Here is a 20,440-nt window from a genome sequence, read left to right on the forward strand (position 1 = left end):
CCGGCGTCAGAGCCTGAACATCGCGCGCAACCAGGGCAGGGCAGCGTCGAACCGCCGACGGTGCCGCAGCAGGAACAGCGCCCAGATTCCGGGACCGACCGGCCCGAAGACCCGGTCGATCACCGCCCGGCGCGCCGCCAGCAGCGCCGGGTCATCCCAGCGGTCACCGGTGCTTTCATGAGGGTGCGCGCCGACGGTCACCGGCACCGCGCGCCCGCGTCCGCCCGCGCGCAGGATATCGGTCACAAAGACATAATCCTCGCCGACCCCATGGCGCGCGCCCAGACCGAAGGCCGGATCAAACCGCACCCCAAGCGCCGCCGTCGCCTCCCGGCGCACCATGAATTCCGGCGCGCAGATACGGCCACTGTTGAACCGGCTGAGCGCCTGTTCCCGGGCGCCCTTGGGCAGGCGCTCCGCCCGCCAGCCCGCGGCCAGCACCAAATCGGGCAGGACCGCAAAACGATCGCGCAGCGCCAGGATACCAGCGGGATCAAGCGTCACATCATCGTCGGAGAACAGCAGCAGATCCCCGCAGGCCAGGTCCAGCGCCGCATTGCGGCTGTTGGACAGGCCAAGGCTGTCCAACGGCACCAACGTCACATCGCCGCGCCCTGCCAGCAGAGCCTGCTCCGGGGCCGGCGCCTCCTGGGGCCTCTGCAACAGGATCAGATAATCCAGCCCCGCCCTCGGGGCCGGCAGGCGGATACGCTCCAGGCCCGCCCCCAGAGTGGAGATCGCAACCGTCACGGACAGGGAGGTCGCGGACGCCGTCATCGCCGGGGTTTGATGCCCGCGTAATTCACCCGCACGTTCTCGCGCCAGCCCCCCAGCGCATCGCTTTCCACCAGATTGCCGTCGCGACCGCGCAGATCCCGGCGGCGCTCGCTGTAATCGAAATCCGCATGCACGCAGTCCAGCCCGTCGAACAGGGATTTCAACCCTTCCGCCGAAAAACGCCAGTAGTCGATCGGACAAGGGTGGTAGCGCCAAGCAAACAGGGTGCTGTGCATCGTCACCCCACCGGGTTTCAGCAACCGCTGGATTTCCTGTGCTGCCAGCCAGGGTTTGTCGATATGTTCGAAGACGTCGAAACTGAAGATGAAATCATAGCTTTCATCGGCAATATGCGGGCAGTTGGTGATATCCCCCACCGCCACCGTGACCTCGGAGTCGGGCATCTCTCTCAGGTCCAACGCGTGATAGTCGAAGGCCGGGAAATCCGTATTGCGCGGATTGAGGCGGCCGCCGATTTCCAGCATCGTGCCACCGGTGCAGCCTGCCTGTTGCAGCGCGTCCTCTGCAATCGGGCGGATCCGCTCCCAGCGCGGCACCTCATCGCGCCAGGCCAGGCGTTCTTCATCCGCCTGCCGTATCCGCTCCGCAGTCGCCTGACTGAAAAGGCGATCCGGCGTGCGGAAACCATGATAAGCTGCCCAAAGGCGTCGTTTAATAGTCATCTGCGCTCAGCTTTCGTCCCGGTTTCAGCACCCGGTCTTAGCCCGGTGCGGTGGCAATGCCAAGCGCCCCTACCCGCGCAACAGACGGCGCAACAAATGGCTGGACATGTACCAGAGCGCCTGCCCCGCAGGCAGCCCGAGATGGCGACGATAAAGATCCCAGGTCGCCCGCATCGCCCGTCCCTTCGCTGAGCTGAGCGAATGAGGCGTGACATAATGGACCGCCAGCGGCTCGTCCATGCCCCGGGCCTCAGGGCAGCGCGACAACAGCAACAGCCAAAATGCAAAATCCTGCCGCATCCGCAGCGGCGGCATCTCCAGCGGGCCGAAATAGGTCTGGTCATAGACCGCTGTCAGACAGCCGATGACATTCCCCCGCAGCAGCTGTGCCCGTGTCACCGCGGCAGGCACCCGCACCCGATGCCGCGAGACCAGGGTCTGATCCGCAGACCCACCCGCCTGTTGGCGCCAGAATCCGGTGTAGCTGAACACCGTCCCGGTCTCCTGCATGAAACCGATCTGCTTTTGCAGCTTTTCGGGCAACCAGATGTCATCGGCATCCAGAAAGGCCACGTAGCGCCCCCGCGCCTGCCGCAGCCCGGCGTTGCGGGCAGCAGCGGCGCCGGTGTTCGCCTCTTGGCGCAAAAGACGGATGCGGGGCTCCTCGACTGCCAGCCGCGCGCACAGTTCCGCCGACCCGTCCTGCGATCCATCTTCGATCAGCAGCAGCTCCCAGTCTTCAAAGCTTTGCCCCAGCACCGAGGCAACCGATCGCTCCAGCGTGGCCTGCGCATTGTAGACCGGCAAGATGACAGAGACCGCAGGGGCAAGGAAATGTTGCTCGTTAGCGTGTGTCATGCGATTTCTTTTATAGTTTGCCCGCGCTGGCCTGTCAGTTTACAAGGCTCTCATATAGGTCTCATACAGAGACAGCCACCGGCTCGCAACGAGCCCAGAGATATTCTCCAACGCATTGGACGACAGAACATGAGCGAAGACAAAACCCCCGTCAAAGTAATTGCCGAGATCGGGTGCAACCACAAAGGCGACCTGGAGATTGCCAAGGAACTGATCCGTGTCGCGGCCCATGTCTGCAAGGCAGATATCGCCAAGTTCCAGAAGCGCCACAACCGTGAGCTGCTGACCCCGGAACAATACGACACGCCGCACCCGGTTCCGGAAAACGCTTATGGCGACACCTACGGGGCGCATCGCGAATTCCTCGAGATGGATACAGACCAGCACAAGGAACTGATCCAGTGCTGTGAAGAAAACGGCATCGCCTATTCCACCAGCGTCTGGGACCTGACCTCGGCCAAGGAAATGGCCGGCCTGAACCCACCGCTGCTGAAGATCCCCTCGGCGACCAACCAGCACTATGACCTGCAGGGCTACCTCTGCGAGAACTACGCAGGCGAGATCCATGTCTCCACCGGCATGTCCACCGGCCAGGAAATCGTCGATCTGGTGAATTTCTACGCCGAGCGGGGCCGCGCCAAGGACCTCGTGGTCTATTCCTGCACCTCCGGCTATCCGGTCGCCTTCGAAGATATCTGCCTCTTCGAGATCCGCAACCTGATGGAAAAATTCGGCGCCACCGTCAAAGGTATCGGCTTCTCAGGGCACCACTTGGGCATTTCCGCCGATGTGGCGGCACTGGCCGTGGGCCGCGCCATGGAAGCGGACGGCAAGGGTAAATTCACACATATCGAACGTCACTTCACCCTTGATCGCACCTGGAAAGGCACAGACCACGCCGCCAGCCTCGAGCCCGACGGGCTGCGTCGCCTGTGTCGCGACCTGAAGAATGTCGACATGGCGCTGGCCTACAAAGGCCAAGACATCCTGCCGGTGGAGCAGGTTCAGCGCGACAAGCTGAAATGGGTCAAGGAAGAGCACGCGTCTGCCGCTGAATAAGCCCCGCGTCGCCGAAGACAGATCATCAGGGCCGCATCCATCCGGTGCGGCCCTTTTTTATCGCCGCTTTTTATCGCCGCCAGTCCCCACCATCCGCCCCCGGAATCTGGCCCCCGGATCTGGACTGACCTGTCCTGGCCTGGATTACTTGTAGAGAATGTCCTTGCTGAACCGGCGCAGCAGCAACACCCCGAAGAACATCGGGATCGCCCCCCAGAGGCAAACATAGATCAGCGAGATGTAATTCGGATCATAGCTGGCGTAGAATCCGGTGCGAATCAGCCCGGTCAGGTGGACCAGCGGATTGTACCACAGGATGTTCTGGGCAAATGTCGGCAGGTCCTCGTAGATGTAGAAGATCCCCGACACCAGCATCAGCGGCCGGGTCGCCACCCCCCAGATCGTCTTGTAGAGCGGGAAGGAAAAGCTCATGTAGGCGTTGAACGTGCCCACCCCCGTCGCCAACAGCACAACGGCGCCAAATGTTTGCAGCACCGGGGTGAAATTCATGATCACCCGGATGTCTTCGAGCGTGAACACGGTTGCAAAGACGATGGCGCAGACCATGACCTGAGTCAGCACCGCCAGCACGCCACGGGCCACAAGCGTGTCGACATAGGTCACGCGCGGATAGGCCAGCAGCGCCTGATTGAACCCGATCGCCCCGCCCACAGCGATGCTGACTTCCTGGAACATGCGCAAGACGAGAAACCCGGTGGCATAAAACAGCAGGAAACTGGTGCCCAGAGACGGCGACCGCAGCAGCACCGAGAAGGCCAGCGTCATGAGCGCGATCATCGCCAGCGGTTGCAGCACCGCCCAGACATAGCCCCCGGGGCTGCGCCCATAGCTGGTGGACATCTCTCGCAGGATCAAGGCCACGATGGCCCGGGCGCCGCGGAACCGCAACTGTGGCTGCGCTGCCGGACGAAGGGGCTCAAGAACAGGGGCCTGTGTCATTAGGACTGGTACTTTCGCTTGTCGTGTGAAATCAGAGAAGGTGTTTTGCGAGCAACTGTTTGGACCATAAACTTGGCGGACAATCAATCAAATCCCGGGACAGCGGACACGGATGCCCAAAGCGGGAAATCCGAGCCCACCCCAAAAGACGCGCCCGCGGCAAAGGCAAAGCCCAAGGCCAAGCCCAAACCGGCCGCCAAGCCGAAGGCCGAAGCCAAGCCCAAATCGGCTCCAAAGCCCGCGGCCGCCGCGGCCCAGCCGGTCTATGCGCCGGCTCGCACGGCCAGTGCCAAACCGCGCCACTGGTTGCTGTTGATCAGCTTCCTGCTGTGCGTCGGGGCCCCCCTCTGTGTCACCGCCACCTACCTGTGGACCCGGGCGGTGGACCAATATACCTCCAGCCTCGGCTTTACCGTCCGCCGCGAGGAAGCGCCCTCTGCCGTCGATATTCTCGGCGGTCTCACCAATCTTTCCAGCACCTCCTCGTCGGACAGCGATATTCTCTATGAATACATCCAGTCCCAGGAACTGGTCGAACGGGTCGATGCCCGTCTGGACCTGCGCGCGCAATACACCCGTCACTATCCCATTGATCCGATCTTCACCCTGGCCCGCGACAGTTCGATCGAGGATCTGGTCGCATACTGGCAGAAGATGGTGCTGATCTCCTACGCGCCGGGCACCGGTCTCATCGAGGTCAAAGTCAAGGCCTTCACCGCCGAAGAAGCCCATGACATCGCCGAAGTGATCTTTGAAGAAAGCTCGCGGATGATCAACCAGCTCTCGGCGATCGCCCGTGAAGACGCCATGCGCTACGCCCGCGAAGAGCTTGAGGTGTCGGTGGAGCAGCTGAAGGTCGCCCGCCAGGCGATGACCGCCTTCCGATCGCGCACCCAGATCGTCGACCCCAGCGCCGATATCCAGCTACAGATGGGGTTGCTGAACACCCTGCAGCAGCAGCTTGGCACCGAGCTGATCAATTACGACCTGTTGCTGACCAGCGTACAGGAGGGCGACCCCCGCCTGCAGCAATCGCAACAGCGCATCAACGCCATCCGGGACCGTGTCCGCCAGGAGCGCGACAAATTCGGCGGCGGCGCCTCCGACTCCGGCGGTGCGGATTACGCCACCCTGGTGGCCGATTTCGAACGGCTCAGCGTCGACCGGGAGTTTGCCGAGCAGAAATACAAGGGCGCATTGCAGAATTACGATATCGCCCAGGCCGAAGCCCAGCGTCAAAGCCGCTATCTGGCCGCCTATCTGAATCCCACCCGCGCCCAGAGCCCGGAATATCCGCGCCGCCTCCTGCTGTTTGGCCTGACCGCTCTGTTCCTGCTGATCGCCTGGTCGACCCTGGGGCTGATCCTGTATTCGCTCAGGGACCGCCGCTGAAGGAGGTGCCGCCATGATCGTGCTGGAAAACCTCACCAAGAGCTTTGCCACCCCGAACGGGCGCAAATACGTCGCCCGCGATGTCAACCTGACGATTCCCAACGGCAAGGCGATGGCCCTGCTCGGGCGCAACGGCGCCGGGAAATCCACCATATTGCGGATGATTTCCGGCAACATGAACCCGGATTCGGGCCGCATCCTGTCCAGTGGATCGGTCTCCTTTCCGGTCGGGTTTGCCGGCTCTTTCCACCGCGACCTGACCGGGGCGCAAAACGCCCGGTTCGTGGCCCGCATCTACGGGGTGGATACCGACGATATGCTGAACTTCGTGGCCGATTTCGCAGCCCTTGGCGGCCATCTTCACATGCCCGTGCGCACCTATTCCTCCGGCATGCGCTCGCGGCTGGCCTTCGGCATTTCCATGGCGCTGCATTTCGACACCTATCTGGTCGACGAGGTGACCTCTGTCGGCGACAGTGCCTTTCGCCGCAAGAGCGCCGCGATCTTCAAGGCGAGAATGCAGAATTCCTCCGCCATCGTGGTGACCCATTCGCTCATCGAGGTGCGCAACCTCTGTAATTCGGGGGCGGTGCTGGAAAACGGCGAGGTCACCTATTTCGACGATGTCGAAGAGGCCATCGGCCTGCACGTCAAAAACATGAAGCGCAGCCGCTGATAGCCGGGGCGTACTGCCCCTGCCTGCCGCCCCCTGTTACCCCCTGTTGTGCCCCGCCAGCGCCCTCGGTTGTGCTCCAGTTGCAGGCCATCGTGTTCTGTCCGCAAAAATTGGAAACAATCCACAAGACTGTCCCAGTTTTGGCCACATATCAGACACAGCCAAACCGCCCTGCTCTCGCAGATTGCCCCCGAGATCAACGACAGGCCGGGGTGGGCCAGGGCATGACAAACTTCACGACATCGCAATTCGTTCACATCACAAGCGGGCAACATGCCGCCACCGCACCACGGCTGACGATTGCGCAGGGCGGCAGCCAGCTGGAGGTGGCGCTGCATATGGGCGCCGGTGCGCAGGTGCATCACTTCCGTCTTGCCAACGACGACCTCCGCTATCGCCAGAGCGCCAGCGAAAGCGGCGAGGAAACCGACCTGTCGCTGGGCGGCGTCCGGGTCACGCTGGACAACACCGCGCTGGAGGATCTCTTTGCCACCGCGATGCCCCATGCGCGCAGCACCGCCTTCTTTGACGACCACAGCGGCTTTGCTGGGGATCGCTTCAGCCTGCTGGCCACCACCGGCGCGGGTCCGGAAATCCTGGTGGCTGCCGGGCCGGATCAATCCGGTCTGGTGACCCTTTTGCGCAATGGCGATGGCAGCTTCAGCCAGCTGAGCAGCCGCAGCGCCAGCAGCAGCACCTACCTCGGCGACGTGCAGATGATGGCCGGCGCCGTGGTCAACGAACAGCAATTTGTCTTTGCCGCCTCCGGGTTCGAGGCCGGCGTCAGCGCCTATCGGCTCGACAGCGCCGGGCGGCTTCGCCATCTGGACAGTCTCGGCGCCCGCGAAGGCCTTGGGGTCAACGCTCCCAGCGCCCTGCTGACCACGGAAATCGACGGCCGCCCGGTGCTTCTGTTGGCGGCGGCGGGCAGCAGCTCGATCTCGGTGCTGGGCATCGGCTATGACGGGCAGCTGGACCTGCTGGACCATCAGACCGACACGCTGGCCACCCGGTTCGGTGCCGTGACCGTGATGGAAACGATCACCCATGGCGGCCAGACCTATGTGGTGGCCGGCGGCGGGGACGACGGGCTGACCCTGTTTGCGCTCCTGCCCGGTGGCCGCCTGCTGGTGCTCGACAGCCTGAGCGACAGCACCGACCTGGGCCTCGACAATGTCAACGGGCTGGCGATGCAGATGCAGGGCGATACCCTGCATGTCTTTGCCACCTCCGAGACCGAGGCGGGGCTGACCCATGCCAGCGTGACGCTGGCCGGAACCGCGGTGCAGGCAGGCGGCGGTGGCGCCGACCGGATTCGGGCTGCCAGCAGCGGCGGCATCCTGCTGGACGGTGGCGGCAACGACCGGCTGACCGGCGGTGCGGGCGCCGATGTCTTCGTACTGGCCCAGGATGGCGATCGCGACGAGATCCGCGCCTTTGACACCGCCCGGGACCGGGTTGACCTCAGCGCCTGGAGCGGGCTGCACTCGGTCGACCAGCTGGAGATCCAATCCCGCGGCGACGGCGCGGAACTGCGCTACGGCACCGAGACCCTGCGCCTTTATACCGCCGATGGCAGCAGCCTCGACATCGCCGATTTCCTGCGCCACGACCTGCTGGGGCTTTATCGGCCGCAGCCGGAGGTGCAGGCGCCGGTGGTCCAGACCGGATCGGGCCAGCTGGTGGGCAACAACGGCGAAGACCGGCTGAGCGGGCGCGGCAGCGCCGACATCCTGTTTGGCCAGGACGGCGACGACCAGCTCCTGGGCGCGGGCGGGCGGGACACCCTCTGGGGCGGGCTTGGCCATGACACGATGCAGGCCGGCGACGACAATGACCTGCTTTATGGCGAAGACGGCAATGACATCATGGATGGCGGCAACGGTCATGACCACCTGGCCGGCGGCGCGGGCGACGACAGTCTGACCGGTGGCACCGGGGCCGATACGCTGATGGGCGACGCGGGCCATGACACCTTGCATGGCGACAGTTCCACCGACCTCCTGCTGGGTGGGATCGGCAACGACAGCCTCGTCGGCGGCACCGGGGACGACACGCTTTATGGCGGCGACGGCAATGACCACCTGTTCGGCAATACCGCGCTCGACACCATCTACGGCGGCGCAGGCAACGATTACATCTCCTCCGGCGATGGCGTCGATTACGTCGACGGCGAGGCCGGCAATGACACCATCTTCGGCCGCTCCGGCTGGGACAGCCTGAACGGTGGCGACGGCGACGACCTGCTTTATGGCAGTGAGGGCGACGACCTGCTGAACGGCGGCTCCGGCAATGACTGGGTCTCGGGCGGCTCGGCCTCGGATCAGATCTACGGCAACTCCGGCAATGACACGCTCTATGGCAACTTCGGGGCCGACCGGCTCTCTGGCGGCAGCGATCAGGATCTGCTGCTGGGCGGCACCGGCGACGACACGCTGGTGGGCGGCGGCGGCGATGACAGTCTTTATGGCAACCAGGGCGTCGATGTACTGGAGGGCGGCCCCGGAAATGACCTGCTGCGCGGCGGCACCCTGGCGGACAGTTTCATCTTTACCCGCGGTCACGACGGCGACGAAATCGAGGATTTCAGGCTCGGTCAGGACGAGTTGCACCTGTCCCGGTCTCTTCTCAGCGGGCATGACAGCGCCCAAGCGCTGATCTCGGCCTTTGGCGAGGTCACCAATCTGGGTGCAGTCCTGGATTTTGGCCACGGCGACCGGATCCTGTTCTCCAACCTCCAGAGCCTCGACGGGCTGGCCGCGGATATCGAGATCTTCTGAGCGCCACCGGAGCGGGGACCGTCCCGACCCAGTCAGCCAAGGTGGCCAGCCAGCCGTCCCGCCTCAGCGGTCGCGACGGAACAGGTTGCCAATGGTCTGGAACACCAGGTCGAAATCATAACACATGTTCTGGTGGCGCTGATAGATCAGGTCCAGCCGCGCCTTGGTCGGCACGCAGGTACGGGAATAGACCGCATCGGTTTCGGCCGGGGTGTCGCAGCGCGCCAGCAGCGCCGCCTCATGCCTGTGATACACGATGGAGGCAATGCCGGTGACCCCGGGGCGCGATTTCAGCACCTGGCTGTAGATCTCGGGATTGGCCTCCACATATTGGCGCAGCGGCGGGCGCGGGCCGACAAAGCTCAGGTCGCCGCGCAGGATGTTCCACAGCTGCGGAAACTCGTCGAGCCGCTTGGAGCGCAGCCAGGCCCCGGTGGGGGTGACACGGGCCGCCTTGTCGCCGCCGGAGACTCCGCTGTCGGTGTCCACCACAGTCATGGTCCGCAACTTCCACAGCAAGAAGGGCTGATCCACCCCTTTCATCCGCTCGGCCACATAGAAGATCGGGCGGCCCTCTTTCAGCAGCAACCAGATCAACAGCCCCAGCAGGATGGGTCCGAGGATCACGATCAAAAGCGTGACAAAAAAGAGGTCAAACAGGCGTTTGTCCCAGGTCATCCGTGTGATCCATCCTTTATATGTGGCTCTAACATGGCGATTTCGGCCAGCATCTCTGTGGGGTCGGCCACAGGCAGGGGCTGGTGTGGCGCCAGAAACGCCGCCAGGCGCGCCACGTCAAGCTCCACCTCCGCAATCGCGGTCTCCGGTGCCGGAACTGTTGCATAGTCCCGCCCCGCCGCCCGCAGCAGGACGGCCATCTCCACCGGGCCGGGCTGGGCAATGTTCAAGACCTCCGGCAGCCGCGGCGCCGCCAGCAGCGCGGCGATCACATCCGCCAGGGTGGCCGGGCCGATATAGCTGCGCCGCGGGCTGCGGCCATCGGGGAACTGATCCAGCCGGAACCCGGGCCGCCAGCCGCCCAGCACCGCGTCGAACCCGGCCACATTGCCGATCCGAAGCGCACAGACCGAAACCCCCAGCTCGGCCCCGAGACGGGCGGCCTGCGCTTCCATATCGGCCTTGGCCTGCCCATAGGGATGGGTCGGCGTCAGCGTGAGATCCTCGTGCAGCGCGCCGCCCCGGGCCCCGTAGACCGCCGCCGAGGAGGCCAAAATCACTCGTATCCCGGCTTCGGCGGCGGCATGGATGGCCGCCTCGGCCAGGCGCAGATTATCGCCCAGATCGCCGCCCCGGCCCGGCACTCCTCCGGCCAGGCAGAGGATCTGCCCGCTCTGCCGCGCCGCCGCCGCCAGCGCCGCCGGGTCCGCCAGCGGATCGAAGATCTGCCAGCCCGGTCCTTCCTGCGCCCGCCCCGGCGCCCGACGCGCCTGCCACAGAGCCGCATCCGGCCCCCATCTGTGGCGAAGACTGCGGCCGATCCTCCCCGAGGCGCCCAGTACGAGAGGTGTCAGCAGGAATGTCACAAACATGCGCAGCGTTGCTCTTCATGGTTTCGATTGTTGACGGTTTCGACCCCGCCGGTATGTTGCACGCAATAATCTCACAAAGATTTCCTGACTGCCATCGGGATCAAGGACTTCATGCTCAAACTTTCGCTTCTGGTCGCCGCGCTCGCTGTCGCACTCCTCCCCGCCGCCTGCTCCCGCTTGCCCGGAGGCGCCCCGGCCAGCGCGGAAATCCTGAAATCCGCAGCTGATGCGGATGCCGACTTCGCCCTGTATGCGGTCAACCGCGCCTTTTTGCCGACGGTCTCCCAATGGCCCGACACCGGCAACCTGCAGCACCTGTCCTGGATTGGCGCCAGCCGCGGCCCCAAGACCCAGATCATCCAGCCGGGCGACCGCCTGTCGATGCAGGTCTGGGACAGCAACGCCAATTCCCTTCTGACCGCCGGCGGCCAGAAGGTCGTGCAATTGCAGGACATGCGAGTCTCGGCCAATGGCAGCGTCTTTCTGCCCTACGTCGGGGATGTGAATGTCACCGGGCTGACCCCCGACCTGGCGCGTGAGAAGCTGCAAACCGAGCTGGAGGCCATCGTGCCCTCGGCGCAGTTGCAGCTTGATGTGCTGGAAGGGCGCAACAACTCGGTCGATCTGGTCTCCGGCGTGATCAGCCCCGGCACCTATCCGATGCCCGACAGGAATTACTCGGTGATGGGTCTGATCGCGGCCGGCGGCGGCATCGCCTCGGGGCTGAACAACCCCCAAATTCGCCTGATGCGCGGCGGGCGGCTGTTTGGCACCTCGGTCGGCAGCCTGCTCAACTCGCCACAAAAGGACACGTTGCTGCGCGGCGGCGACCGGGTGTTTGTCGAAGAGGACGAACGGTATTTCCTCTCTTTTGGTGCCACCGGCACCGAGGACCTGCATATCTTTACCAAGGATGAAGTCTCTGCCATGGATGCGCTGTCGATTTCCGGCGGTTTCCAGGACAGCAAAGCCGATCCCCAGGGGCTGCTAATCCTGCGCGAATACCCGGCAACCGCCGTGGCGCCGGGTGTGCGCGGTCCGCGCCAGACCCGGGTGGTCTTCACCCTGGATCTGACCTCTGCCGACGGGCTGTTCTCCGCCCGCAACTTCCTGGTCCACCCCGGCGATCTGGTCATGGCCACCGAGAGCCCGGTCAATGATGCGCTGACCATCTCGAGCCTGATCGGCAACTTCTTCGGTGTCTTCAACCGGACCGGGCTGGTCGACTGAACTGAGCTGCCTAGCGGCTCAGTCCCAGCGGCCCACCGCCAGGCAGCTCAGCCCGTCTCCCGTCTGGGCAGTTCCGGTCGGATCATAGCTGATCGGGGTGACCGCACTGGCGCTGAGCGTCGTCGCCGCCACCATGCGCGCGGCGCTCTCGGTCGAGGTCAGGGAAAGCACAGGCGCGGCGGAAAAGGCCTGCGGAAAGGTCCATACGCTGCCCGCCGACCGGCTTGCCCAGACCATCTGGGTGCCATCGGCCAGCCGCAGCCAGGCGCCATCGGCAGTGGCCCCCTGCTCCAGAACCGCCCCGGTGGGCTGACCTCCCGACAGGGCGACGCTGCCAAGCAGATTGCCCGGACCATAGCCCCAGTCTGCCCGCATCAACCGCCCCGCCGTGGTGTCATACGCCGTCGCCTGCACCGCCGCGCCGCTCAGGTGGCCGCTGGCGGGATCGGCCCGGATCGCCTCAACCCAGCTGGTCCCATCGGCGCTGACTTTCAGCGAAAACGCCGTCTCGCCCGCTAGCCCCATCTCCGCATGGCCGGTCCAGCCGGACTGGAACAGTAGGCTGGCCGTCTCGCCGACCGCAGCCTTGTTGATTTTCAGCTGATGGCCCGCGCCTGCATGGGTCAGCAGGGTGGCCGGGCCGGCGACCGCCAGCGGGTTCTGCGCATCCGGGCTGGTGGCAATGCCCAGCCGAGCGCGAATCTCGCTGTCCGGGCTGACCCAGGCCCCCTCTTGCCAGACCACCAGCTGGTCGGTCTCGCGCAGCCAGGCCCGCCACCCCTCGGCCGGGTCGAGAAACAGCCAGGCGCCATCGCTCCAGGCCGCGAGCCGTCCGCCCTGGCCCGCCCAGGCCCCCGTCGGCCCCGCCCCAAGCGCAAAGACCTGCCCCGCGACCGGATCCGCCGGTGGGGTCTCGGCCGCAATGGTCTCCATCACCAGCTGCACCACCAGATCCAGTTGCTGCAGAGCCGCGTTGTGGGTGACATGTTTCTGCGCCTGGGCAGGCATCAGATAGGGCAGATCGAGACGGTCAGAGCTTTCGGATGAAATCGGGGGCATGGGAGGCAGGTCCTTCGGTTGCAGCCAAACTGCCCTGATCCTGCCTCTGCGGCCTCAAGACCCAGACAACAGGGCGCGCGTGCTGTTAACCTTTCCGCAGGTCCGCAGATCCAAAACCCCGTGCCACAAGCAAATGCCACAAGCAAATGCCACAAAAAACGGGCCTCCCGCATCAGCAGAAGGCCCGTCTTGAAATCAAACTCAGTCGGCGGACGGCGGCGTCGTCACGCGGCCATCTCAGGCCTGATTAGTTTGTGGTTGTGGTGGTCGTGACGACTTCGTCGTCGTCGTTTGTGATAACGGAAGCAACAACAGCGGCGGCGAGAACGCCACCTGCGACAACGCCGACACTCAGACCGCCGATACCCAGGCCCGCACCAGCGCCAGCGCCAGCGCCAGCGCCACCAGCGGCTGTACCACTAGTTGCCTGAGCGAATGCGCCGGTTGCGGCCATGATGGCCAGCGCAGAAACTGCGATAATATTTTTCATAACTTAAACTCCTGTGGAGATATGGGATCCTTGCGCGACATTATGTCAGTGCCCCGCGTATTTCAATCTTTGCAATAGCATCAAGTTCCTTGATTTTTCGTTTTTATTTCGCAGTTGCAAAAAAAACGCTCAAGGTTTGGTTTACTTTGGCGTCAAACTGCCGTTTGCAGACCGTTTACGGGGCGGTTCCGGTCAGATCACCACCTGACGGGTGCGGATATACCCGACCTCCGGACCGGCCCATTGGCGGGACTGCCATAGGCGCCCACTGCGGGAATCGACCCAATAGTCATTGAGAATCACACCGCCCTCGGGGCCGGTGCAATATTCCTGCAGATGCCGGGTGGCATAGGTGATTTCCACGATGTCCAGCGGCTCCGGCCCCAGATCGCGCAGTTCGCAGGCCAGCTGCACCCGGTAGGAGCCATTGTCATCGCCAGCAAAATCATAGCTGCGCTGCCCTCCGGAGGCAGGGCCCATCGCCCCCTGCCCGTCCGCAGGCACCTCGGCCGACAACAGGCTGCCCCGCAGCCCCCGGATCGAGATCAGCATGCCATCACGAAAACCAAAGGTGATGTTGTCCACGGTCCGCCACACCTCGATCCGCCCCGGAGAATCGTCCCGGCGCGCCAGCTGCAGGGTCACGTAATCGCGCAGATCCGTCTTTTCGATCACCACCTCGATATGCGGGGCCTCGATGGTCTCCAACAGCGCCCGGGTCAGCACCGGCGGCTGCGGTGCCGCCGCCTTGCCACGGCGCTGCCGGATCTGGTCGCGAATGATCTGGCCCATCTCGATCTCAAGCGGGGTCTCTTCGGGGCCGCGGGCACAGGCCGCCATCAGGCTCAGCATGGCCACCACCCCGAGCGCCCGCATCCGCCCATTCATCCTGCCGCGTCTCATTCCCAGAACCTCGCCCGTTGTTCTTCCAGGCTCTTGCGGTGAGCCGCGCGCACAGACCCGTAAAGCCGCCCCGGCACGTGGACCCGCTGACCGCCATCGCGCTGCACGGGCCGGATCGTCAGCCCATAGGCATTGCGCGTCGGCTTGCCGATCAGCCAGCCCAGCGGAACCGTCAATGTGATGCCCTTGTCAAAGGAGCCTTCGCCGAAATCCTCGGCCGAGACATCGGTCAGGGTAAAGAAGCCCCCCAGCCGCCAGCCGTTGTTGAAGGTCCGCGTCAGGGACACGGTGGCACCGATATCGCCGGCCAGATATCGGCCTGCATCCACCTGCATGAGGTAGTTTTTCGGCAACTCCAGATAGGCCGAGGCATGGCCGGTCAGCACATCGTAATCGCGAAAGCCCAGCCGCTGGTCAAAATCCCGCTGGCGCACATAGTTCAGTTCCGCCCCAAGCCCCAGCCTGCTGTTCACCGGTTTCCACAGGACCTCGCCCGACAGGCCGCCATACATGTTCTCGAAATAGCCGACCGTGGCGCGGGCATAGAGGTTCTGTCCCGGCCGCCACCGGCGTTCGGCATAGAGCCGGTTCAGCGTGGTGCCGAACTGCGCGTACTCCCGCACCGCGGTCCGGACCTGCGGCAGGCGAGAGCTGCTCGCCCGACCGTCGGCAATATTTCCAAGGAACCGCTGGCGGATGGCTCCGGCGAAACGCCAGCCCGGCGCGGGGCTGTAGCTGGCGGTCAGATCGACCCCCACATCAAGGCGGAACGGCACCGAAGGGTCGAAATAGGACGGCGAGGTATAGGGGCTGATTGCGGTGGCAAAGGCCGGGTAGAGCTCTTCTGACCACAGGGCATCCGCCGCCACCGGCCCTGCATCCTGCACCGCAGTCACGGCCCAGAGCGCATCGCCGGCCTGCGGCGAGAATTCCAGCGCCTCCAGATCGGAGCGGCGCAGCTCCACCGCCGACACCCCCAGCCCGCCGGACATGGGCACGATCCGGAATGTCTCGACCGAGGGCGGCAGCGTCCGGGACATCGCCCGCGCCGCGCGCCCCACCGCCAACGTCACGGAACGGTATCTGGTGTTGCGGATCCGCACCTCGGCCCGGGTGCCTGTCAGCGTCACGCTTTCAAGGATCAGCCCCTCCTGCTTCAGCGCCTCGGCCAGAAGATCCCGGGCCTTGACCCGCGCCCCACGACTGTCGGCCCAAGCCTCGCTCCAGAGCGCCTCATCCTGCGCCCAGGTGCTGCGCGGCACCACTGGTGTCGGGGCGGAGACCTGCATCGTAGTCGGCGGATGGCGCGGGTTCATCTGGATCTGGGCCGAGACCCCGATCTCCGAGCCATAGAGATAATAGGCGCCGAGCCGGAGCTGGCGACTGGCCTGATATTCCACCCCGAAGTTGAAATCCGATTTGCGCTCAAAGACGTTGGATTGCTGAGTTTCCTGCGTATAGGCATCCGTGGAATATTCGGCCTTTACGCCCCAGCGCCCGTGCCGCCACTCGATCCCAGCAAAGGGGGCCACATCGCCGCGGAACCAGCGGTCCACGCCCAGCTCCCCGCCGGTATCGCCCGGCGTAAACCCCGAACGGTTGCCAAGTGTTGCCACTGCCCCGCTGGAGCCCAGACGCCCCCAGCCCAGACCGGCAGAGAGTTTAAACTGACCCGGCAGCGCCTCGGGCGTGATGGTCTTGGTGGCGACGATGTATTCGCCGCCATAAATCCCGGTGCCCGCCAGATCCTGAAGCCCCACAGCCACCGCCGGACGAGAGCGCCCCTCCTGCCAGAGACGGAATCGCAGATCGAAATTGCGGTCGTAGAAATCGCCAAAGTTGAACAGGTTGCGATCCTGCGTCTCCGTATAGCGAAAGGCCACCGACACCCACGGCAGCGCCTGCACCTGCAGGTTCATACGGGTGATCCCGCCAAAGCTGCTCACAGAGGTCGCAAATTGCGCGTCCGGCATCGTCTCGGCACTGGGCATGTCGATCACACCGGGGTTGCCATAAAAGTTGAGGCTCGGTGTCTCGGGCCAGGCAAAGCCGCGCGGCGTACTCTCATCGGCCAACAGGGCCTGCGGCAGCGCCGAAAGCCCCGTACTCAACATCAAGGCCATGAGGATGCGCACAGGTTTTGCACTTGGATAAAACCTCGGGCCACCGTTCGGGCCAGACAGGGTCGGGATCGGGAAAATCACGCGCGGCTATCCTTGCTCAGTCTTATCGTTGTTGTTGGTCTTTCCCTGCCGGGCGGCACCCAGTCGAACTTGGCCGAACTGGAGCCGACAAGCAGGAGATATCCACCTGTTGTCTTGCTTACTGCCCTACCCGTTGACGCCGATCAACGGTCAAAGCGGCTTTGTTGCAACCTGTGGCACTCAGGACGTCTTGCGGTCTGCCAGGGGCTGCACATAGCCCTCGACCCAGCGCACAATGACCCGCCGCGCGCCCTCGTCATCGCCCGCCGCAACCGCCTGCCGCAGCGCCCGCAACAAAGCCGCGACCTCGATTTCCGACAGCACCGCCTCGCGGGCACAGAAGATCTTGGGATGGCCGGTGGAGGCCAGCTCGGTCGATAGCGTCAGCTCCTCTTCGAGCTTTTCTCCCGGGCGCAAACCGATCAGATCGATGGCAATATCGCCCTCCGGATGCGCGTCATCGCGCACCGTGTAGCCCGCACTTTCGATCACCTGCCGCGCCAGACGCAGGATCGAGACCGGCTCGCCCATATCCAGCACGAAGACTTCGCCGCCCTCCGCCTCGGCTCCGGCCTGCAGCACCAGCTGCACCGCCTCGCGGATGGTCATGAAATAGCGTTTGACCCGCGGGTCCGTCACCGTCACCGGCCCGCCGCGGCTGATCTGTTCCTGAAACAGCGGAATGACCGATCCCGAAGAGCCCAGCACATTGCCGAACCGCACCATGGTAAAGATCGTATCGCCCACCGTGCCGTCGCTATGCAGACCGCACCGCGTGGCAAGATCCTGCACGATCAGCTCGGCCATGCGCTTTGACGCCCCCATCACATTGGTCGGGCGCACCGCCTTGTCCGAGGAAATCAGAATGAAGCGTTCGACGCCGAATTCCGCCGCCGCCCGTGCCAGGGTCTGCGTGCCAAAGACATTATTGGCCAGCCCCGGCAGCGGGTTCGCCTCGACCAGAGGCACGTGTTTATAGGCGGCCGCATGCAGCACCACCTGCACCTGATGGCGTTCCAGCACCCGACGCACCTGGCGCGGGTCGGTGACCGAACCAAGGACCGGCACCAGCTCGATATCGGTGCCCTCCAACCGCTGGCACAGCTCCTGATGGATGGTATAGAGCGCCAGTTCCGACAGCTCGTAGAGCACCAGCTTGGTCGGCTGGCAGGCCACGATCTGGCGGCAGAGTTCCGACCCGATGGAGCCCCCCGCGCCCGAGACCAGCACGACCCGCCCCGCATAGGATCCCGCCGCCACCTGCAAGGGCACGTCACAGGCGTCGCGGCTGAGGAAATTCTGTGGCGGCACCGGTGTCAGCTTGTCCACCAGCGCCTCTTCTCCGGTCAGCTGGGCAAAGGAGGGCAACGCCTGCACTTCCAGCCCCAGCTTCTGCATCCGCTGAATGATCTGGGCCTGTTTCGGCTGGCTTTGCGAGGGCATCGCCAGCAGCACCCGCCTGATCCCGCGCGATTGCACCATCTCGGAAATCCGGGCCGGGGCACAGACCGGCAGCCCGACCAATGTCAGCCCCTGCAGCGATTTATTGTCATCGACAAAGGCCACCGGATCGATGCCATCATGGGTTTTCAATGCCTGCGCCAGCTGGGTGCCGGTATTGCCCGCGCCATAGATCAGCACCCGGCTGCGCGGCCGCGCCCGGCGATACAGGGCCAGGACCACCTGCAGCATCACGGTCCGCACCGCCACCATCATCAACAGGTAGCTGAGGCCGAACACCACATGCACTCCCGGCGGCAGCTCCGGGCCAAAGACGGCACAGGCCGACGCCTCCAGTGCTGCTGCGCTGATCGCAACAATCGCCGTCTGGCCGACCGCATGCCGCTCATAGGCAATCAGCTGCACCTGCGGCAGCCCCAGCCAATAGGACAAGGCCGCAGTCAGGACGATGATATAGGGCAATACCGGCAGCATCTGGCCCATCAGAACCATTGTCGACACAGGCATATCCTGAAGGACAAAGGCAAACAGCAGGGCAACCGGTAACAGCAACAGATCCAGGACAAGAAAGATCGTGGCCTTTTGCTGACGCGTCAGCGCCTCCACGAATTTCAACATTCTCTCACGCACTCCAATTCCGCGACCTTACCTCTCCACGCAATGGTGAACACCTTGTTAACATCCAATCTATTGAACACAATTTCCAACCTCACAATGCATAAGGCTTATCATGATCCGCCCAAAAAAACAGCGAATTGAAAGGCTCTGCCTGTGAAGTTTACAGCATTTTTTCGCCATTGTCTGCTTCGCCTGTTTTTTGAGCAGGAGAGGGGAGGCCGCGGCTGACGAGTCCCCTCGAATACGCGCCAGAAGACCTCATAGGTCAGCAATCCTGTCGCATTGTTTCGCGCGCGAAACAATAGGTCAGCACTACTTACCCAATGTTTCGCGCGCGAAACAATAGCTCAGCACTACTTACCCAATGCTTCGCGCGCGAAACAATAGCTCAGCACTACTTACCCAATGCTTCGCGCGCGAAACAATAGCTCAGCACTACTTACCCAATGCTTCGCGCGCGAAACAATAGGTCAATACTACTTACCTAAATTACCCCCCCATTGAAACAGCAAAACAGGCGCCGCGAAGGGCGCCTGTGACATCGGGATCGGGTCGGGAGACCGGCTGTTCTCAGTTCAACAGGAAAGTCAGCGGGTCGCGAGCCAGGCCTTCAGCTCCGCCATCAGCTCAGCCGTCACGCCGTCGCCTGTCAGTTCGATCTTCTGCGCATCCGCCGTATAGCCCAACCGGACCCCCGGGGCTGCCTGCAGGGTGATCCGCTCGCCCGGCGCGGTGACGGGCTCGGTCTTGCGAATGCGGGGCAGCGCAGACGGCGCAGGCGAAGCGACAGGCTCTGCAGCGGAGGAGGGCAGGGGGGCGGCAAAATTGGAAACAGACTCTGCAGGTGGGGTTAGAGCCGCAACCTGTGCGGCCAACTCATGGGACAAAAGCGCCAGTTCCTCACTCACGCTCTGCGGACGGTGCTGGCGCAACACCTCGGCGAGACGGGCACCAAACTCGGGGTCTTCCTCAATGGCACGCGCCAGCCCGAGGCCAAGCTTTTCGGGGATCGCGGTCGGATAGCGCAGCACCGCATCCAGTGCCTGCACCACGGTGACAAAGCTGGAAATCTTGGAGCGTTTGGCCCGCGGGACATTCATGAACAAGCCCAGCAGCGCCTTGCGCTGATCCGGGTAAACCCCCTCTGCCAGCGCCCGCATGGCAATGCGCGCCCGTTCATAATGGCTGAGGTTGACCCGGATTTCGTTCTCTTCCACCATCGCCAGATAGGCGTCAGCCGCAGTTTCGGGGCGCACCACCAGCGCCTTGATCCGGGCGAATTCAGGCTCTGATGTCTCTTCATAGAGTCTGCGCAACGCCGTCAGCCGCCGCCATCCCGAAATCAGACCATGGCTCAGAACTCCGCGCGCGCCCTCAATCCGGGCCACCTCGATCGGGGTCTGCTGACCGCGGGCGCGCAACGATTCCATCAGCGCCTGCATGTCTTCTTCGTCCTGAACAATGCGGTCGCGGACCAGATAGGTCTCGTCGATGGCATCCAACGGCAACTCTTCGATCATCAACCCGCGGGCGCGGGCATTTTCCAACACGCCCGACAGTTCCTGCAGCGCCGCCGCCGCAGAGGTATCAGAGGCCACCTGCGCAATCGGCGCGGCGCCCACGGAGAGCGGCCCCGGCGCCGGGGCTGGGGCCGCATCAGAGGCGCTCAGATAGGTGGGCTGCGCAGGCGTCAGCCGTTTGCGTTTTGCCATTGTCGTCGTCCTTCCTCGTCAGCCGCGC

At 64.0% G+C, this 20,440-nt stretch carries 17 protein-coding genes; 5 read left to right on the forward strand and 12 right to left on the reverse strand.

What is annotated here, in order from left to right; translation table 11 throughout:
- Positions 1-6 precede the first annotated feature (6 nt).
- The 3 genes from FGE21_RS15700 to FGE21_RS15710 all read right to left on the reverse strand — a co-directional run bounded on the left by FGE21_RS15700 (position 7) and on the right by FGE21_RS15710 (position 2,318).
- Entirely contained in the window at positions 7-777 is a 771-nt protein-coding gene (locus FGE21_RS15700; RefSeq protein WP_139664376.1) for a glycosyltransferase family 2 protein, read from the reverse strand.
- Positions 774-1,460: a bifunctional 2-polyprenyl-6-hydroxyphenol methylase/3-demethylubiquinol 3-O-methyltransferase UbiG gene (locus FGE21_RS15705; RefSeq protein ID WP_139664377.1), complete on the reverse strand. Its 687-nt coding sequence runs from the start codon at positions 1,458-1,460 to the stop codon at positions 774-776. Before FGE21_RS15705 ends, FGE21_RS15700 begins: the two co-directional genes overlap by 4 nt.
- Positions 1,461-1,529: 69 nt before the next feature.
- Positions 1,530-2,318: a glycosyltransferase family 2 protein gene (locus FGE21_RS15710; RefSeq protein ID WP_139664378.1), complete on the reverse strand. Its 789-nt coding sequence runs from the start codon at positions 2,316-2,318 to the stop codon at positions 1,530-1,532.
- 129 nt (positions 2,319-2,447) lie between these two features.
- On the opposite strand from FGE21_RS15710, the gene FGE21_RS15715 reads away from it, so the two are divergent.
- Positions 2,448-3,377 carry an N-acetylneuraminate synthase family protein gene (locus FGE21_RS15715; RefSeq protein WP_139664379.1) on the forward strand — a complete coding sequence of 310 codons (930 nt, stop codon included), beginning with the start codon at positions 2,448-2,450 and terminating at the stop codon, positions 3,375-3,377.
- Positions 3,378-3,521: 144 nt separating this feature from the next.
- On the opposite strand, the gene FGE21_RS15720 is transcribed toward FGE21_RS15715, so the two are convergent.
- Positions 3,522-4,337 (reverse strand): ABC transporter permease, encoded by an 816-nt coding sequence (locus FGE21_RS15720; protein ID WP_139664380.1) that lies wholly within the window; start codon positions 4,335-4,337, stop codon positions 3,522-3,524.
- A 72-nt stretch (positions 4,338-4,409) separates the two neighbouring features.
- On the opposite strand from FGE21_RS15720, the gene FGE21_RS15725 reads away from it, so the two are divergent.
- The 3 genes from FGE21_RS15725 (at position 4,410) to FGE21_RS15735 (ending at position 9,185) form a co-directional block, all read left to right on the forward strand.
- Positions 4,410-5,729, forward strand: a complete 1,320-nt coding sequence (locus FGE21_RS15725) for a sugar transporter (protein WP_176695460.1) — start codon at positions 4,410-4,412, stop codon at positions 5,727-5,729.
- A gap of 13 nt (positions 5,730-5,742) precedes the next feature.
- Positions 5,743-6,405: an ABC transporter ATP-binding protein gene (locus FGE21_RS15730; protein WP_139664381.1), complete on the forward strand. Its 663-nt coding sequence runs from the start codon at positions 5,743-5,745 to the stop codon at positions 6,403-6,405.
- A 224-nt stretch (positions 6,406-6,629) separates the two neighbouring features.
- On the forward strand, positions 6,630-9,185 hold the full coding sequence (locus tag FGE21_RS15735; RefSeq protein ID WP_139664382.1) for a calcium-binding protein: 2,556 nt from the start codon (positions 6,630-6,632) through the stop codon (positions 9,183-9,185).
- 63 nt (positions 9,186-9,248) lie between these two features.
- Here the strand turns inward: FGE21_RS15735 and FGE21_RS15740 are convergent, their stop codons facing one another.
- Positions 9,249-9,863, reverse strand: coding sequence for a sugar transferase (locus FGE21_RS15740; protein WP_139664383.1), 615 nt, complete (start codon positions 9,861-9,863; stop codon positions 9,249-9,251).
- Complete coding sequence (locus tag FGE21_RS15745; protein WP_139664384.1) at positions 9,860-10,735, reverse strand: NAD(P)-dependent oxidoreductase; 876 nt, start codon at positions 10,733-10,735, stop codon at positions 9,860-9,862. Before FGE21_RS15745 ends, FGE21_RS15740 begins: the two co-directional genes overlap by 4 nt.
- A gap of 111 nt (positions 10,736-10,846) precedes the next feature.
- Here FGE21_RS15745 and FGE21_RS15750 point away from each other — a divergent pair, with 111 nt between their 5' ends.
- Positions 10,847-11,965 (forward strand): polysaccharide biosynthesis/export family protein, encoded by a 1,119-nt coding sequence (locus FGE21_RS15750; protein ID WP_139664385.1) that lies wholly within the window; start codon positions 10,847-10,849, stop codon positions 11,963-11,965.
- Between the two features lie 18 nt (positions 11,966-11,983).
- Here the strand turns inward: FGE21_RS15750 and FGE21_RS15755 are convergent, their stop codons facing one another.
- The 6 genes from FGE21_RS15755 to FGE21_RS15780 all read right to left on the reverse strand — a co-directional run bounded on the left by FGE21_RS15755 (position 11,984) and on the right by FGE21_RS15780 (position 20,412).
- The gene (locus tag FGE21_RS15755; RefSeq protein ID WP_139664386.1) at positions 11,984-13,024 is read right to left on the reverse strand and encodes a DUF2793 domain-containing protein; all 1,041 of its coding nucleotides are present in this window, start codon (positions 13,022-13,024) and stop codon (positions 11,984-11,986) included.
- A 247-nt stretch (positions 13,025-13,271) separates the two neighbouring features.
- Positions 13,272-13,514, reverse strand: coding sequence for a hypothetical protein (locus tag FGE21_RS15760; RefSeq protein ID WP_139664387.1), 243 nt, complete (start codon positions 13,512-13,514; stop codon positions 13,272-13,274).
- A gap of 192 nt (positions 13,515-13,706) precedes the next feature.
- Entirely contained in the window at positions 13,707-14,417 is a 711-nt protein-coding gene (locus FGE21_RS15765) for a YjbF family lipoprotein (RefSeq protein WP_255731620.1), read from the reverse strand.
- Positions 14,414-16,621: a YjbH domain-containing protein gene (locus FGE21_RS15770; RefSeq protein WP_139664388.1), complete on the reverse strand. Its 2,208-nt coding sequence runs from the start codon at positions 16,619-16,621 to the stop codon at positions 14,414-14,416. The genes FGE21_RS15765 and FGE21_RS15770 overlap by 4 nt, the downstream gene beginning before the upstream one ends.
- Positions 16,622-16,801: 180 nt before the next feature.
- A complete protein-coding gene (locus FGE21_RS15775) occupies positions 16,802-18,700 on the reverse strand; it encodes a nucleoside-diphosphate sugar epimerase/dehydratase (RefSeq protein WP_139664389.1) in 1,899 nt (632 codons plus the stop codon).
- Between the two features lie 587 nt (positions 18,701-19,287).
- Positions 19,288-20,412, reverse strand: coding sequence for a ParB N-terminal domain-containing protein (locus FGE21_RS15780; protein ID WP_139664390.1), 1,125 nt, complete (start codon positions 20,410-20,412; stop codon positions 19,288-19,290).
- Positions 20,413-20,440: the final 28 nt, after the last annotated feature.

It is taken from the genome of Phaeobacter sp. B1627, from assembly GCF_006265095.1.
Classification (GTDB): Bacteria; Pseudomonadota; Alphaproteobacteria; order Rhodobacterales; family Rhodobacteraceae; genus Epibacterium.